The organism is Catonella sp. (genome assembly GCF_052169795.1).
GTDB lineage: Bacteria > Bacillota > Clostridia > Lachnospirales > Lachnospiraceae > Catonella.
On the sequence record NZ_JBQNBU010000050.1, the window covers coordinates 1 to 15,793 of the forward strand.

15 protein-coding genes and 2 pseudogenes are annotated in these 15,793 nt (G+C 36.4%); all 17 read left to right on the plus strand.

The annotated features are described in order from the left end of the window. The first annotated feature begins 208 nt into the window (after positions 1-208). The 17 genes and pseudogenes from ACTTKP_RS08205 to ACTTKP_RS08285 all read left to right on the plus strand — a co-directional run bounded on the left by ACTTKP_RS08205 (position 209) and on the right by ACTTKP_RS08285 (position 15,627). Positions 209-1,102, plus strand: a complete 894-nt coding sequence (locus ACTTKP_RS08205) for a DUF7916 family protein (RefSeq protein ID WP_442553415.1) — start codon at positions 209-211, stop codon at positions 1,100-1,102. Positions 1,103-1,222: 120 nt separating this feature from the next. Next, complete coding sequence (locus ACTTKP_RS08210; protein WP_442553416.1) at positions 1,223-2,029, plus strand: hypothetical protein; 807 nt, start codon at positions 1,223-1,225, stop codon at positions 2,027-2,029. A 116-nt stretch (positions 2,030-2,145) separates the two neighbouring features. Then, positions 2,146-3,468, plus strand: coding sequence for a 3-phosphoshikimate 1-carboxyvinyltransferase (gene aroA, locus ACTTKP_RS08215; RefSeq protein WP_442553417.1), 1,323 nt, complete (start codon positions 2,146-2,148; stop codon positions 3,466-3,468). 57 nt (positions 3,469-3,525) lie between these two features. Further along, entirely contained in the window at positions 3,526-4,941 is a 1,416-nt protein-coding gene (locus ACTTKP_RS08220) for a HAMP domain-containing sensor histidine kinase (protein WP_442553418.1), read from the plus strand. Between the two features lie 2 nt (positions 4,942-4,943). Beyond that, on the plus strand, positions 4,944-6,230 hold the full coding sequence (locus ACTTKP_RS08225) for a S1C family serine protease (RefSeq protein WP_442553419.1): 1,287 nt from the start codon (positions 4,944-4,946) through the stop codon (positions 6,228-6,230). Continuing rightward, positions 6,227-7,177, plus strand: a complete 951-nt coding sequence (locus ACTTKP_RS08230; protein ID WP_442553420.1) for a 3'-5' exoribonuclease YhaM family protein — start codon at positions 6,227-6,229, stop codon at positions 7,175-7,177. Before ACTTKP_RS08225 ends, ACTTKP_RS08230 begins: the two co-directional genes overlap by 4 nt. A 1-nt stretch (position 7,178) precedes the next feature. Then, positions 7,179-8,852, plus strand: a complete 1,674-nt coding sequence (rlmD, locus tag ACTTKP_RS08235; RefSeq protein WP_442553421.1) for a 23S rRNA (uracil(1939)-C(5))-methyltransferase RlmD — start codon at positions 7,179-7,181, stop codon at positions 8,850-8,852. An 18-nt stretch (positions 8,853-8,870) separates the two neighbouring features. Continuing rightward, a complete protein-coding gene (locus ACTTKP_RS08240; protein WP_442553422.1) occupies positions 8,871-9,155 on the plus strand; it encodes a CD1845 family protein in 285 nt (94 codons plus the stop codon). An 88-nt stretch (positions 9,156-9,243) separates the two neighbouring features. Then, on the plus strand, positions 9,244-10,008 hold the full coding sequence (locus tag ACTTKP_RS08245; protein WP_442553423.1) for a replication initiator protein A: 765 nt from the start codon (positions 9,244-9,246) through the stop codon (positions 10,006-10,008). Next, positions 10,005-10,856, plus strand: coding sequence for an ATP-binding protein (locus ACTTKP_RS08250; protein WP_442553424.1), 852 nt, complete (start codon positions 10,005-10,007; stop codon positions 10,854-10,856). The genes ACTTKP_RS08245 and ACTTKP_RS08250 overlap by 4 nt, the downstream gene beginning before the upstream one ends. After that, positions 10,853-11,338, plus strand: coding sequence for a PcfB family protein (locus ACTTKP_RS08255; protein ID WP_442553425.1), 486 nt, complete (start codon positions 10,853-10,855; stop codon positions 11,336-11,338). Before ACTTKP_RS08250 ends, ACTTKP_RS08255 begins: the two co-directional genes overlap by 4 nt. Further along, positions 11,335-12,069, plus strand: a complete 735-nt coding sequence (locus ACTTKP_RS08260) for a phage antirepressor KilAC domain-containing protein (protein ID WP_442553426.1) — start codon at positions 11,335-11,337, stop codon at positions 12,067-12,069. Before ACTTKP_RS08255 ends, ACTTKP_RS08260 begins: the two co-directional genes overlap by 4 nt. After that, positions 12,059-12,388: pseudogene (locus ACTTKP_RS08265) on the plus strand (VirD4-like conjugal transfer protein, CD1115 family); the annotation flags it as partial. The gene ACTTKP_RS08260 and the pseudogene ACTTKP_RS08265, both read left to right, overlap by 11 nt. A gap of 58 nt (positions 12,389-12,446) precedes the next feature. Beyond that, positions 12,447-14,285 (plus strand): annotated as a pseudogene (locus ACTTKP_RS08270) (recombinase family protein). A 106-nt stretch (positions 14,286-14,391) separates the two neighbouring features. Further along, positions 14,392-14,574: a hypothetical protein gene (locus tag ACTTKP_RS08275; RefSeq protein ID WP_442553427.1), complete on the plus strand. Its 183-nt coding sequence runs from the start codon at positions 14,392-14,394 to the stop codon at positions 14,572-14,574. A gap of 163 nt (positions 14,575-14,737) precedes the next feature. Further along, positions 14,738-15,166: a hypothetical protein gene (locus ACTTKP_RS08280; RefSeq protein WP_442553428.1), complete on the plus strand. Its 429-nt coding sequence runs from the start codon at positions 14,738-14,740 to the stop codon at positions 15,164-15,166. A gap of 140 nt (positions 15,167-15,306) precedes the next feature. Beyond that, on the plus strand, positions 15,307-15,627 hold the full coding sequence (locus ACTTKP_RS08285) for a DUF3847 domain-containing protein (protein ID WP_442553429.1): 321 nt from the start codon (positions 15,307-15,309) through the stop codon (positions 15,625-15,627). Positions 15,628-15,793: the final 166 nt, after the last annotated feature.

Here is a 15,793-nt window from a genome sequence, read left to right on the forward strand (position 1 = left end):
AGTTGTCGGGGGTTCGATTCCCCCATGTCTCAGAAGAGAAAAAAGGCTTAAACTCCATAAATTAAGAGTTTAAGCCTTTTTATTATTATTCAAGATGTTAAATATATTTTACGAAAAAAGAAAAAGACAATACAGGGTTAGGTGCGTTGTACTTGACTTGTAAAAGTATGGATGATATGCTTCTATTGTAAAGGAGAGTTATATTTATATGAAAAAAAGATTATTAAGCTGTGTAGCAAGCGATATAAGAAAGATGTCATCAGAAGAACTAAAAAATGCAATTATAGCAAGTGAAGGTAGAACAATACTTGGAGAGACGGTGGTAACAGCAGCACCTTTATTTGAGGATGTAACAAATGCTGAAGTGATGTCGGCTTTTGGTGCAGATTTAATATTACTGAATGAGTACGATGTATTTACAAAATATATCAATGGATTGAATGTAGATAATCCTATTTTATATATAAAAGACCTTACAGGAAAGCCAATTGGTATTAATTTGGAGCCTGTTGATGAAACAGCTGTGGGAATGGAAGAACTTATAAAACTTCCATTAGGGAGAAGAGCAGCTAAGGAAACCTTTGAAGAGGCATGGAAACAAGGAATAGATTTTATATTATTGACAGGAAATCCGGCTACCGGAGTATCTAATAATAGTATTATGAATTCGATAGAAATAGCAAAAAAATATTTTAAGGGATTAATATTTGCAGGCAAGATGCATACAGCAGGTCTTTCTGAAAAAATATTGTCAGAAGATGTTATACTTGGATTTATGGATAAAGGGGCAGATGGTATATTAATACCTGCAGTAGGAACTGCACCTGGAATAGGTGAGGCGGAGTCTTCGGTAATTGTAGATAAGGTAAAAATGCGAGGCGGAATAACTATAAGTGCAGTGGGAACGAGCCAGGAAAGTGCTGACGCAGATACTATTCGCCAAATTGGATTGTGTAATAAAAGAGTTGGATTTGATATTCATCATTTGGGTGATGGGGGATATGGGCGAGTTCCGGATCCGGAGAATCTAATGGCTCTTTCGATTTGTATACGAGGCAAGAGACATACTTATATGAAGATGAGCAGATCAATAAAAAGATAGTTAAAGAAGATTATAAAATAAAATCTTTGCTATTATAGAGAATTTATGCTATGATGAAAATAGGTAATTCTCATTTTAAAGATGTAGAAGTTTGTCACGAATCAAGGAGGGAGAGTGACTATGGAAATGATAGGTATAAACACAGGAAGTGGATATAATGCCTATGCACCTAGAGGTAGTGTAGGGGGTTCAGGTCAGGAAAAGATAAGAGTAGCTTCTGTAAATACTGATATTGGTACTAAGACAATAAGTGATATAGAAAAGCAAGTAAGTGTAGATAAAACTCCACTTGAAAATCAGGTGGCTGTATCACAGGATGGAGATACTTTGCAGATTAGCCCTAAGGCAGCAGCTAAGTTTGAGGCAGAGATAAAGGAAGTTCAGAATAAAGAAGAAGCTTCTGAGGCTGAACTTAGAGAGTTAGGCAATGGAAGCGAGGCTGATAAGCAACAGATTAAAAATGAAGAAACGGAAAATTTACGTAAAGAAGCTAGATTGAAGGCTGAAAAGAGAGCAGAGGTTTTAAAAGAACTTGCTGAAATGAATCAGAAAAAAGAAGTTAAGATAGATGAAAAGCAGAATGTTTCATTTTCAGGAAAATCAGACTCAGACATAACGAGGCTCTATCTTGAAGGCGAAATAACAAAGTCTGATTATGACTCTGAAATGTCAAGCAGAGAAAAATTGCGTACTCAGGTGGCAAAGAAAGACAATGATTTTATAAACAAAACCGTAGAAGGTGATAAAATAGAAAAGAAGCTTGAACGCTTTAGTAAGGATTTAAGAACAGCTTTTTCTGATGAGACTTCTAAGACCTTTGATGCTGTTACAAGACTTGATGCAATAGATGCAGCAGAAGGTACCAAGAAGGCTGAGAATGAGAAAAAGCCAGATGTCAGGTCAGAAGTGAAATTTAGTTATAAGTAAGATAGCCCATCAGACTGATGAAAATTAGTTTGATGGGGTTTTTGATATTTACACATAAATTATTCAAAAAATGTTTCGCTAATAATTGAGGTTACACTATATTTTGGAGAAAATAAATGGACAAATATAAAATTAAAAGCATTTTTAAGAAGATTAATAATGACCATATAATTAAGGTTAAGGTTCCGGGTTCCAAAAGTATAACAAACAGAGCCCTTCTAATTGCGGCACTTGCTAAAGGAGAGAGCAGGCTTAAAGGAGCACTTTTTTCAAATGATGCAAAAAATATGATTGCCTGCCTCAATACACTTGGTATAAAAATTGATGTAAATGAAGAGGATGAACTTATAACGGTACACGGCTGTGGGGGTATGCTTCCTGTAAAAAATGCAAATATAAATGTAGGTAGTGCAGGGACAGCAGCTAGATTTATAACAGCTATGCTTGCCTTTAGCAGTGGAGTTTATCACTTAGATGCTTCCGAGCAGATGAAAAAACGTCCTATGAAACCTCTGTTAGATGCATTAATAAATCTGGGAGTTATTATAAGCTATGATGAAAAAGAGGGGCATTTTCCATTTGCACTTGATTCCAGAGAGGTAAAGGGAGGAAAAATCAGCCTTAGTACCGCAATCAGCAGTCAGTTTCTGAGTGCAGTTATAATGACAGGATTTTTACTTGAAAATGGCTTGAGGGTGGATATAAGCGGCGGTAGAGAGAGTCTTCCTTATGTGGATATGACAGTGAAGGTAATGGAAGATTTTGGACTTACGGTGAATAAAGTCGATGAAGATGGTTTAATTTCATATATTTTAAAAGAAGGAAATAGCTATGAGGCAAGGGAGTATGATATAGAGCCTGATGTTTCGGCTGCCTGCTATTTCTACGCTATGGCAGAAATACTTGGTTGTAAGGCACAGGTTCAGGGAGTATATCTAGATAGTATTCAGGGAGATATAGAATTTGTTAAACTTTTAACCAAGATGGGAGCTGTATTGTCTGAGGAAAAAGACGGTATTATAATACAAGGTGCAATCAATGGAGAGTATGAGGGAATAGAGGCAAATCTAAACAGCTTTTCAGATCAGGCTCTTACTTTGGCAGCGATAAGTGTATTTGCAAAAACTCCAACAAAGATTACCGGGGTAGCACATATACGTTTACAAGAGTCGGATAGGCTGCTTGCAATGAAAAAAGAACTTGAAAAACTGGGTATTAGGACTGAAATGGGTGAGGGTGAAATAACTATTTTTCCCAATTCAATGGATGGTGCAGATGTAGAAATAGAAACTTATGAGGATCATCGTGTAGCAATGGCATTTTCGCTAATAGGACTTAGGAGAAATGGCATAGTAATTGAGAACCCTGAATGTTCAGCAAAGACTTTTAAGGATTATTTTCAGATTTTAGATGGGATAACATCTATATTATCATTGTAAAATAAGTTTAGTTTCGGTATACTATATCTGTATTAAAGAACATGAAGGTGCAGTATTATGAAAGCAAATCTATTTTTTAAGTATCTGATTTGCTACCTACTTATAGTTATTAGTTCGCTTTTGATACTAAATACAGTGGGAGCAGGGCGTATCAGAAATGGGATTATAAGAAATAATATTAAATCCATGAAAACAGAAGCGGAAACTATTACAAGCGACTATATGAAGGGCTATTACTCCGGGAATATGTCTATTTTTGATGTGGATAATGGACTTAAAACCATAGATACATTTGCAGATGCAAGGATCATGATTGTTAATGTAGTCGGTGAAGTGATTTCTGACAGCAGAGGACCTTCTTTTGACGAAAATAAGAATAGGAGAAAGTTACCTGAGTGGCTCTTGGCTAAGGATTTTTATATAGGAGGCAATATAAAAGAACTTTCAGCAAATTCAGTGGTGGCTGTAATTTCTCCGATAGACATAGATTTTGTATTGAAGGGTTATGTTGTAATTTCAATGGAAATGTCAGAGGTAGATAAGGATGCGACATATAGTATAGATACTCTAAATATATGCTTTCTGATATTGGGCGTAGTATTTTTTATAGCACTTCTCTTTTTATACAGGATATCAATAGTTCCTTTAAGAGCAGTAATTAAGGGGGCAAGAGAGTATGCAAAGGGTAACTTTGAATACAAACTTAAGGAACAGAGAAACAGGCATGATGAGTTTAGGGATTTGATGGATACCATAGAGTATATGGCAAAAGAGCTTAGTTTAATAGAGGAATATCAGAGAAAATTCATTTCAAATATTTCACATGACTTTCGTTCTCCGCTCACATCCATAAAAGGTTTTGCTACAGCAATGATAGATGGAACAATACCACCTGAGTTATATAATAAGTATCTAAATACAATATGTTTTGAGACGGACAGACTCACAAAACTTACAAGCGGACTTATTGAGCTTGGTAAATTTGACAGTCATCAGGCACTTTTAGATATAAAGGAATTTGATTTGCATAGCATGATTAAACAGACTGTTGAAACTTTTGAAGGCAGGTGCAGAGAAAAATATATTTCACTTAATCTTATCTTTGAAGGTGATGAGGCTTTGGTAATGGCAGATAAGGGAAAGATTGAACAGGTATTTTACAACTTAATAGATAATGCAATAAAATTTAGCTCAAACGATGCTGAAATAAATATAACAACAAGGGCGAAAGGAAATAAGATAATAGTTTCTGTTAAAGATTATGGAATAGGAATACCGAAAGAAAGTCTGAAAAAAATATGGGAGCGTTTTTACAAGACTGACCCATCAAGGGGGAAGGACAAAAAGGGAAGCGGTTTGGGACTGGCTATAGTTAAGGAAATTATCCAGTCACATGGAGAAGAAATAGATGTAATAAGTACTGAAAATGCAGGAACGGAGTTCGTATTCACACTTAGTAAATCAGGGGTATAATTATGAGTGATGACAAGGATTATAAGTTCATAAATGAGAAAATAGTTCCAAAGAAAATGCATCCCGTAAAAAAATTTTTACTTGGATTGATAGCGGTTATAGTACTTGGACTGGTATTCGGAGTTGTAGAAAGAGTTGTATTTGAAGTAACAGGAGAGCTTCTTCCACATTTTCAAATATTTAAGAAAAATAATTCTATTGAACTTGGGAAAAAAGAAGAAGCTGCAACAGGGGCTGCTATATCCACAAAGAGTGCTGTGGAGGAGAAAAAAGAACCTGAACCGGCAACCAATAAAAAACAGGTGAAAATAATAGAAAAAAGGATATCAGCAGATTTATCAGATTATAGACAGGTGCTTAATAAGTTCGGAGAACTTGCAAATAAGCAGAATGAGGCTGTAGTTGAGGTACAGTCGGTAGTTAAGGGTAAGGACTGGTTTGAGAATCCTTATGATGCGGTAAACAGGGTAGCAGGTTATATTATTGCAGTTCAGAATGATGTGGCATATATTCTGACCGGTTATAAGGGAATTAAATCTGCTGATAATATAAAAGTAAAGTTTAAGCAGGGATTTTTGACGGATGCTACTATTAAAAATTATAATGCAGGTTTAGAACTTGCACTTGTTATGGTTAATTTAAAGGGAATAGCCGGCAAGGATGACATTCAACCGCTTAAGTTTGATGGAATAAATTATAAGAGTATAGGAGAGCCTGTAATGGCTATCGGCACACCTAATGGGAATCTTTATTCTGTACTACCCGGGGTAATAACAGGGACAGATATTTTATTGAGGGTAGATGATTATTGTTTGGATACACATTTTACAGATATTAATATTTCAAAGAATGGAGATGCACTCTTTGTAGATTTTGATGGAAACGTAATAGGTATATATTTTAAGGGAAGTTCTGATGCGACACAGATTATAGGCATTTCTAAAATAATGACCTTCCTTGAAAAAATGATAAATGATGAGCCTTTGCCTTATATTGGAATTAAAACTAAGGCATTTGAAGGTGCTAAGGACAAGACCGGTATTTCCGGAGGTATACTTATTGACAGTGTGACTAAAGGTTCGCCTGCTGACGATTCAGGATTTAAAGAAGGTGATATAATCTATGAATTGGATGATGTGCACTTAGAAACAATGAGTGATTATGAGAATCTTCTTGAGAGTAAAAAACCAAAAGATAAGATAAAGGTACTTATATATAGAGTTACAAGAAATGAAGGCAAAAAAATAGAATTAGAAGTAGAGATAGGAGACAGCAGGGGAATAAAATGAGATATATAAAGGATATTAAAGACGGAGACCAGCTTAACGGTATTTATTACTGCAAGGAAAAAAAGGAGCTTAGAAGCAAGAATGATAAGCCATATTATTCATTGATTTTACAGGATAAGACAGGAAGCCTTGACGGCAAGGTCTGGGATACCAATTCAAATGGAATAGAGGATTTTACCGGTGGAGATTTTATCTGTGTGCAGGGACAGATAAGTGTATTTATGGGAGCTTTGCAGGGTAAGATTATCAGAGCCAGAAGATGTAATGAGGGTGAATATGACTTGGCTGATTATATCCCTACTTCCAGATACAATAGGGACGAAATGTATGAAGAGCTTTTATCAATACTTGATACGGTAAAAATGCCATATTATAAAAAGCTTCTTGATTCATTTTTCAGGGATAAGGAATTTGCAGATAAATTCAAAAACCATTCGGCTGCAAAAACAGTACATCACAGCTTTGTAGGCGGACTTTTGGAGCATTCTCTCGGAGTAATAAAGGTTTGTGAATTTATGTCCAAACAGTATCCTATGCTTAACAGGGATTTGCTTATAACAGCCGCACCTTTTCATGACATAGGAAAGATGGTGGAATTAAGCGGTTTTCCAACCAATGAATATACAGACTCAGGTCAGCTTTTAGGTCACATTTACATTGGTGCAAATATGGTTAGTGAAAAAATTAACAAAATAGAGGATTTTCCAAGAAGACAGGCAGATGAGCTTATTCACTGTATTTTATCTCATCATGGCTCGTTGGAGTTTGGCTCTCCTAAAATGCCGTCACTTATGGAAGCCTTTGCACTCAGTCTGGCTGATAATATGGATGCTAAGATGGAGACATTTACAGAGCTTTTGGAAGTAAATGAGGGCAGAACCGACTGGCTTGGTTACAATAAACTTTTTGAGTCAAATATAAGAATAGCTACAAAAAATAAGGAATAATATGTTTGAGAAAAATGAAATTTTAGAACTTCAAATTGAAGCAATAGGTAGTGAAGGAGAGGGTATAGCGCATGTAAATGGTTATACCCTCTTTGTGAAGGATACGGTTCCGGGAGACAGGATAGAGGCAAAGGTGGTAAAGACCGGTAAAAGCTTCGGCTATGCAAGATGTGAGCATATAATAGAACCGTCACCGGATAGAATAGAGCCTGTCTGTCCGATTTCAAAGAGATGTGGAGGCTGTCAGTTCCAACATCTCTCTTATGAGGCAGAGCTGAAATTTAAGCAGGAAAAGGTGTTTAACTGCATAAAGCGTATAGGCGGCTTTAAGGATGAGGAAATACCTATGCTTCCTATAATCGGTTGTGAAGAGATTATGCATTATAGGAATAAGGCTCAGTTTCCGGTTGGGGTAGATAAAAATGGTGAAACAGTTACAGGGTTTTATGCTGAGAGAAGCCATGAGATAGTGGATACAACCAAGTGTTATATTCAGGTAGAGGAAAATGAGCTTATTTTAGAGACACTCAAGGCATTTATGAAGAAATATAAAATATCTGCCTATGAGGAGAAAATAAATCCTAAGACGAGAAAGTCTGAAAAAGCCAAGGGCTTAGTCCGTCATATAATGACCAGAAAGGGCTTTGCCACAGGTGAAATAGGTATCTGTGTGGTGATAAACGGCAATACTCTGCCCAATGCTGCTGAATTTACGGATATGATGTTAAAGGTATTTGAAGGCAGGAGTGATGTAAGGATAGCAAGCATTTGTGTGAATATAAATAAGAAAGTCACGAATGTGATTTTTGGGGATGAGTTAAAATGCATATACGGCAAGCCTTACATAGTGGATATGATAGAGGATATAAAGTTTAAGATATCTCCGTTTTCATTTTATCAGGTAAACCCTGCACAGACAAGGAAGCTCTATGGTAAGGCTTTGGAGTTTGCAAGGCTTACAGGAGAGGAAGTAGTTTGGGATTTGTACTGTGGCATTGGGACTATCAGCCTGTTTTTAGCGAAGAAAGCTAAGGAAGTTTACGGAGTGGAGATAGTTCCGGCAGCAGTAGAGAATGCGAAGGAGAATGCCAAATTAAATGGAATAGAGAATGCGTATTTTACAGTAGGCAAGACAGAGGATGAGGCTAAAAAACTCCCAAAACCTGATGTAATTGTGGTAGATCCGCCAAGAAAGGGCTGCGACGAGAAGCTGCTTGAGACAATAATGAATTATCAGCCGAGCCGAGTGGTTTATGTTTCCTGTGATCCGGCAACACTTGCAAGGGACTTGAAGGTGCTTTGCGGGGATGGGGGATATAAACTTGAGGAAGTACAGGCGGTGGATCAGTTTTCGAGAGGGGTGCATGTGGAGACGGTAGCACTTTTGTCCAAACTCGATGTCGATAAGCATATAGATGTTGAAATTAAGCTTGATGAGCTTGATTTGACAAGTGCTGAAAGTAAAGCGTCTTATGCACAAATTAAGGAATATATATTAGAAAAATTTGATTTAAAGGCTTCGACACTCTATATTGCACAGATTAAAAAGAAGTGTGGAATTGTACTGAGGGAGCATTATAATAAATCGAAAAAAGAGAAACAGGTTATTCCACAATGCACACCGGAAAAAGAGGAAGCTATCATGGATGCTTTAAGGCATTTTAAAATGATTTAATAGAAATGGAGGGTATTTATGAGATGGATAATAAAAATAATCTTGTTCCCAATCAGTTTGCTGTTAAGCATTTTGACTGCCTTTCTGACATTCTTGCTTAGCGTAGGAACAGCAATCCTATATTTACTTATGCTGATGTGTGTATTTGCTGCCATAGGCTCGTTTTTTATGCTACACGATACAAAAGCAGCAATAGAAGCACTTATTCTTGGATTTTTGCTAAGTCCTTACGGAATACCGATGATTGGAGCAGCAATCATAGCTTTTGTACAAGGAATCAATGAAGCCATAAAATCAATCTAAAAAATTTTATAAAAATGGTTACCATAGGCGATAGAGAAAAACTATCGTCTTTTTTCGTGCAAATTTTAAAGAAGGGAGGGGGTGAAAGATGGACTTTGATTATTTCTATAATCGGGATACGGAGAAATTTAGCTTTTATATGTTACCCAAGGTTTTGGTAACCGAAGATTTATATAAAAATTTATCTTCCGATGCCAAAATACTCTATGCCTGTTTATTAGAGCGTTCAAGCCTGTCATTCAAAAATGATTGGATTGACGAGCAAGGTAGAGTTTACATCGTATTTACGGTTGAAGAAATCATGAAGATGTTAAATAAGTCCAATAAAACAGCGGTAAAGATTCTAAATGAGCTTGATGCCAACACAAAGGGAATCGGACTGATTGAGAGAAAAAGACAGGGACTTGGAAAGCCAAACATCATTTATGTGAAAGACTTTATGAGTGTGTTTCGCTCCGAGTGTAAAAATTACACTTCAGAAGTGAAGAATTTACACTCCGGAAATGTAGAAACTACACTTCAAGAAGTGAAGAATCTACACAGTAGTAATACTAATATAAATAAACCTGATTATAGTAATACTGATTTTAGTAAAGAGAAAACCGGACTTGGAACATTTCAAAATGTCTTTTTAAAGGATGAAGATGTATCAGAATTGCAAATCACGATGAACGGACAGCTTGATAACTATATCGAAAGACTATCCGCATACAGCAAAAGCACCGGAAAGACCTATAAAGACCATAAGGCAACAATCCTTTCATGGTTTTATAAGGATCAGGGAAATAAGAAAGCGGATAAGCCATCCAATATCCCGACATGGGAAGACTATGACAAAGGAGAGCATTTATGATGAGTGAGATGGAAAAAATAATGATTGAGGATACCGAGTATTCCTACGATCCGGAAAGAGAATATATTAAAGAAGGACACGCCTATTGCAAGAACTGTCATGAAAGAAAAGACGGAAAAGCCTTAGAGATGCTTGGTAAAAAGAGAATCTATAAGGTTTCCTGCAAGTGCGACAGAGACAGAGAAGCCAAGCAAAAGGCAAGAGAAAAGCAGATGGAGATTGAGCGATTAAAAAGAAGTTGCTTTGCCTCCCTTATTCAGTGGACATATACCTTTGAAAACTATCAAGGAGAGGAAAATCAGAGTCTTACCATTGCAAAAAACTTTGTAAAAGAGTATGAGGAGATGAAAAAAGAAAATATCGGTCTGTTATTCTACGGTTCAGTCGGAAGCGGAAAAACATATCTTGCCTGCTCCATTGCCAATGCACTCATAGAGCAGTATCAGATAAGCGTAAAGATAAGAAATTTTGCTCAGATAATCAACAATCTGCAAAAAAGCGGATTTGATTTTGATAAAAATGAGTATATTGAATCGCTTGTAAATACTTCCGTTCTCATCTTAGATGATTTGGGAATAGAAAGAGATACCAGCTATGCCAAAGAACAGGTCTATAACATTGTCAATAACAGATACCTGAAACAAAAACCGACCATATTTACAACCAATCTTTCCTACGACACCATTTCAAACTGCACAGAAAGCGTGGAATATCAGCGTATCTACTCAAGGATTATTGAGATGTGTATTCCGGTGATGGTTGTCGGAGAAGATTACAGGAAGATGATTCAAAAAGAAAAGTTAAACCGAAATAAAGAACGATTACTAAACGGAGGTGATAGAAGTTGATTAACGAAGAAATTGCAAGAAAGACACTAAGCCTTGAGATTAAGGCTGCCAAAGTAACCGGAAAACTTCTTTTAACGCTATTGAAAAAACTGATGAAAGAAGCGAAAAAACTGGGAGGACTTGAAAAACTCGTTAAAGTAAACGGAAATGAAGTCAAGCTCAAGGATATGGCGAAAAAAGGACAGCTTGAAGAAATACCGGTAGAAGAAGCGGAACTGAAAGAACTGAAAAAAGAGCTTAACAAATACGGTGTTAAGTTTTCGGTAATGAAAGATAAAGAAACAGGTAAATACTCCGTATTTTTCCAAGCCAAAGATATGAAAATGATGGAGAAAGCCTTTAAAAATGCCCTTGCAAGATCAGAAAGAAAAACTGAACGGAAAGAGTCCGTTCGTAAAAATATTGAGAAGTTTAAAGAGATGGCAAAAAATACTGTTTCTAAAGATAAAGTTAAGAATAAACAAAAGGAGCAGAGCCTATGAGCAGCTTGATAACATTTGAGAATATGGAATTTGGGAAACTCACTGTAATGGAAAAAGACGGTGAGTTTTTCTTTATCGGAAAAGAAGTAGCCGAGAAGTTGGGATATGCAAGAGGAAGAAAAGCGGTATTAGATCATGTAGATGCAGAGGACAGAGATGAAGTCCCATTTCAGGACGCCATCGGAAGAATGCAAAAAACATCAATCATCAATGAGTCCGGTCTTTACTCTCTTATCCTATCTTCCAAGTTACCACAGGCAAAGGATTTTAAAAGATGGGTAACCACAGAGGTGTTGCCGAGCATTCGTAAGAATGGCGGATATATCAAAAATCAAGAAAATATGAGCAATGAAGAAATATTGGCAAATGCGGTACTCCTTGCCAACAATCTGATTGCTGAAAAAGAAAAAATCATAGAGGATTTAGAGCCGAAAGCTAAGTATTTTGATGAACTGGTGAATAACCATCTGCTTACTAATTTCAGAAATACAGCAAAAGAGCTTCATATTCCACAAAAGGTATTTATTCAATTCCTCTTAGAGAAGGAACTCATTTACAGAGATAAGAAAAACAGACTTCTACCCTATGCTAAGAACAATAAGGGATATTTTGAAGTAAAGGAATGGTGCAGAAACGATAATGATGCAGTGGGCATTCAAACCTTTGTAACACCTAAAGGAAGACACTTTCTTTTACTCTTGATTGGAGGTGAAAAGACTCGTGATAAATAAGATATTAAAAGACATCAAAGGCTTATTTAAGGTTCAAGATAAGGCAAAGTTTGTAAAGCAAAACATTCCCTATCTTGCATTTTTCTATTTAGGAAATATTTTCTCTCATCATGTGAGAAGCTATACCGGCGGAGATGTAATAGACAGGATATTTCAGGGTATATTAGAGCTTAATACAATGAGTTTTCTCCCAAGTATTTATTTGATGGATATACTGACAGGAATCGTTGTTGCTGCTATAATTAAATTCATTATCTATACCAAAGGCAAAAATGCGAAAAAGTTTAGACAAGGTAGAGAGTATGGTTCGGCAAGATGGGTTGCATAATATTAACTGAACAGGAGAGTTATATAGACACAAAAAGGAGGATAACGCCATGATGGAATATGCAACCAAAATCACTGCGCTATACTCCCGCCTTTCAGTTGGTGATGAGGATAGGGACGGTGGTGAAAGCAACAGTATTGTAAATCAAAAAGCATTTTTAGAGAGATATGCAAGACAGAACAAATTGATGAACATTCGCCACTATATCGACGATGATGAAAGCGGTAGGTTCTTTGACCGCTCCGCCTATACACAGATGATAAGCGATGTAGAAAGCGGAAAAATCGGCATTGTCATTATGAAAGATATGACAAGATGGGGACGAGATTATCTTCAAGTAGGAAACGCTATGGAGATATTCAGACGAAATAATGTACGCTTTATTGCCATCAACAACGGTATCGACAGCCAAGACCAAAACACATTGGAATTTGCCCCATTTATCAATATCATGTCAGAGTGGTATGCAAGGGACATCAGCAAGAAAGTCAAAACAGGCATTAAGACCAAAGGAGCAAGCGGAAAGCCTGTTGCAACAGAAGCCCCCTACGGCTATATAAAAGACCCTGAGAACAAAGATTATTGGATAGTCGATAAAGAAGCTGCAGAAGTCGTAAAACTCATTTTTAGACTGTTTATGGATGGGAAAAACAGAAATCAGATAGTCGTTTACTTGAAAGAGAAAGAAATACTAACCCCAACCTTTTATATGAAACAGCAAGACAGAGGAACGGCAAAAAACAGAAAGCTGAATGAAGAAAACCGCTATAACTGTAACAAAGCAACCTTGATACGCATACTGAAAAGGCAGGAGTATTGTGGCGATGTAGTCAACTTCAAAACCGAAAAGCATTACAAAGATAAGCGAAACCACTATTTCGATAAAGATAAGTGGCAGATTATAGAAAATGTGCATGAACCAATCATCGACCGAAGCACCTATGAAAATGCACAGCGGATATTAAAAAACGCACCTGTAAAAAGACCAAACGGAGATGGAGAAATCCATGCTTTATCCGGACTGATGTACTGTAAAGATTGCGGTACAAAAATGCACATCCGTACCATACACAAAAGCGGAAAAGTGCAACATGTAACCTATTGCAGCGAATATGCCAAAGGAAAATCCAAACACCCGAAATGCCATTCTCCCCACCGTATTGATGTCGATGATGTGATGGAAACCATTACAGAGGTTTTGCGAAAGATAGCACAGTATTCATTGGCAAATAAAGAAGAATTTGAAGCACTGGTAAAAAGCAGTCTTGCCAAAGAACAGACAGAAGAAATCAAAAAACAGAAAAAGCGTATCCCACAAATCACAGACAGAATGGAACAGATAGAAAGAGTTATGAATAAGCTGTATGAGGATAATGCACTGGGAAATATCGAGCCGAAGCGTTATGAGCAATTATCGGGGAAATATGCAGAAGAATACTACAGCTTAAAAACGGAACAGGAGCAAATAGAAGAACGCTTATCCGAATTTGAAAACGCCAATCAAAGAGCAAAGAACTTTATAAGACTTGCAGAAAGCTATTTAGACTTTGAAGAACTTACCCCTACCGCCATCAATGAGTTTATCAATAAAATTGTTGTGCATGAGTGAGATGTCAAAAGAGCAAAATATGCCGTTTAGCGTATCGAAGTTTACTTCAACTATATCGGAAAATTTGAAAATGAACTTACAAAAGAGATAGAGCCGACAGAACAAGAAATGATACAGATGAGGGAAGAAATCGAAGAAGCAAAGAAAGAAAAAACAAGAGCATATCACAGGGAATATTACAGAGAATACCGAGCAAAAAATCTTGAAAAATTCAGAGAGTATGAACGGATAAAAGCAAGGGAATACAGGGCAAGAAAAAAGCTACAAGCAACAACCTAAAATCAAAACCTAAAATCAAAACCTAAAACAAAATATCAACCAATATGAAAAGAGGTTTCCTAAGTACAGGAAATCTTTTTTTGTGCAAGTAAAAAGGAGGAATCCAATGACAGAAAAACAAGAAGCACAGACCAAAGAAGAACGAGCCACACCCCGAAAACCTGACGACATTCTAACAAAAAAGATTAGAGGAAAGATCTTTATAACCGAGATATATTTTGACAAAAAAAGCAAGGACACATTTCAAGATAAGCTGTTAAAGATAGTACAATCGGAACGGAAAGAATAAAGGGAAAAGATAATTTTTGTATCTATCTTTTTTGTTTTTTTCGTATGTTCTGATGAATGCTTTAGGGTAAGTAGGAAATCTGACAGTAGAAAAAATGTTTTTAAAATGCTATAATGTAAGCAAAATTTAGAGAGAAAAAATTGAATTTATTGAGGAGATGACTATGAAAAAGATTTTTGTAATGGCCATTTGCATTGTATTGATGTTTGCACTTGTAGGTTGTGAAAATGGTAAAACTGCAAATGTGGTTATTGATTATGGCACTTCTTCTATCTACACAAAAGCGGATATGAATGCTGCGATAGAGGTTATAAAAAAGCAATTTAATTCGATGGATGGTTGCGAATTGCATAGCCTTTCCTATTCGTCCGATGATGATTGTAATAATTCTGAATGCATCAAATGGATGAACGATTTGGAAGAAGCAAATGACAACAAAGAAGTTTTTACGCAATGTATTATGTTTAACAGCAGTTTCCGTTCTCCTAAAAATGGTGGCGGAGCTTGGGAAGCCAATGAAGAATATACTTGGTCGTGGTGGTTGGCTCGCAGTGAAGGCGGAGCTTGGAAATTAATGACCTGGGGATATTGATGCCACTTGAACAGCTGAATCCCAGTTTGTCGAAGTAAAGCAATTAAATATAAACAATTATATAGCAACTTATGAAACAGTAAATCAAAAAGGTTTACTGTTTTTTTGTTGCTTAAAATTAGAAAGAAAGGACAAGGAAAATGAAAAACATAGAAGAAAAAATTTTAATGGCAGATGAAGAAATCAAGCAGTTACAAAACAAAAGAAAAAAGCTCATCAGTCAACAGAAACAGGAAGAACGAAAAAAGAGAGATAGACGCATTTATGAAAAAGGAGCAGTCTTTGAAAGTATCTTTTCCGCAAGCAAAGACTTCACCAAAGACGAATTTTATCAACTCATTACATTTCCGAATATCAAAGAAGCAATCAATCAAAAAATACTAAAAGTCATAGCTAAGCGAGAGGAAAGCGAAAACAAAATTACAGAAACACAAGAAGAAGTAACGGAAACAGAGGAATAGTCCCTTGTTTACAAGGGCTTTACTTTATCACCCTAAAGGGTGTGTGCGTTCTCCGAAGGCTCTTGCAGAGAGCATATCAGCTAAAGCTGATACAGGGGAGCTACACTCCCCTACGGAAATAAATTTCCTACCCCTTGTGTACTTCAGGGAAGAAATCGGATAAAAA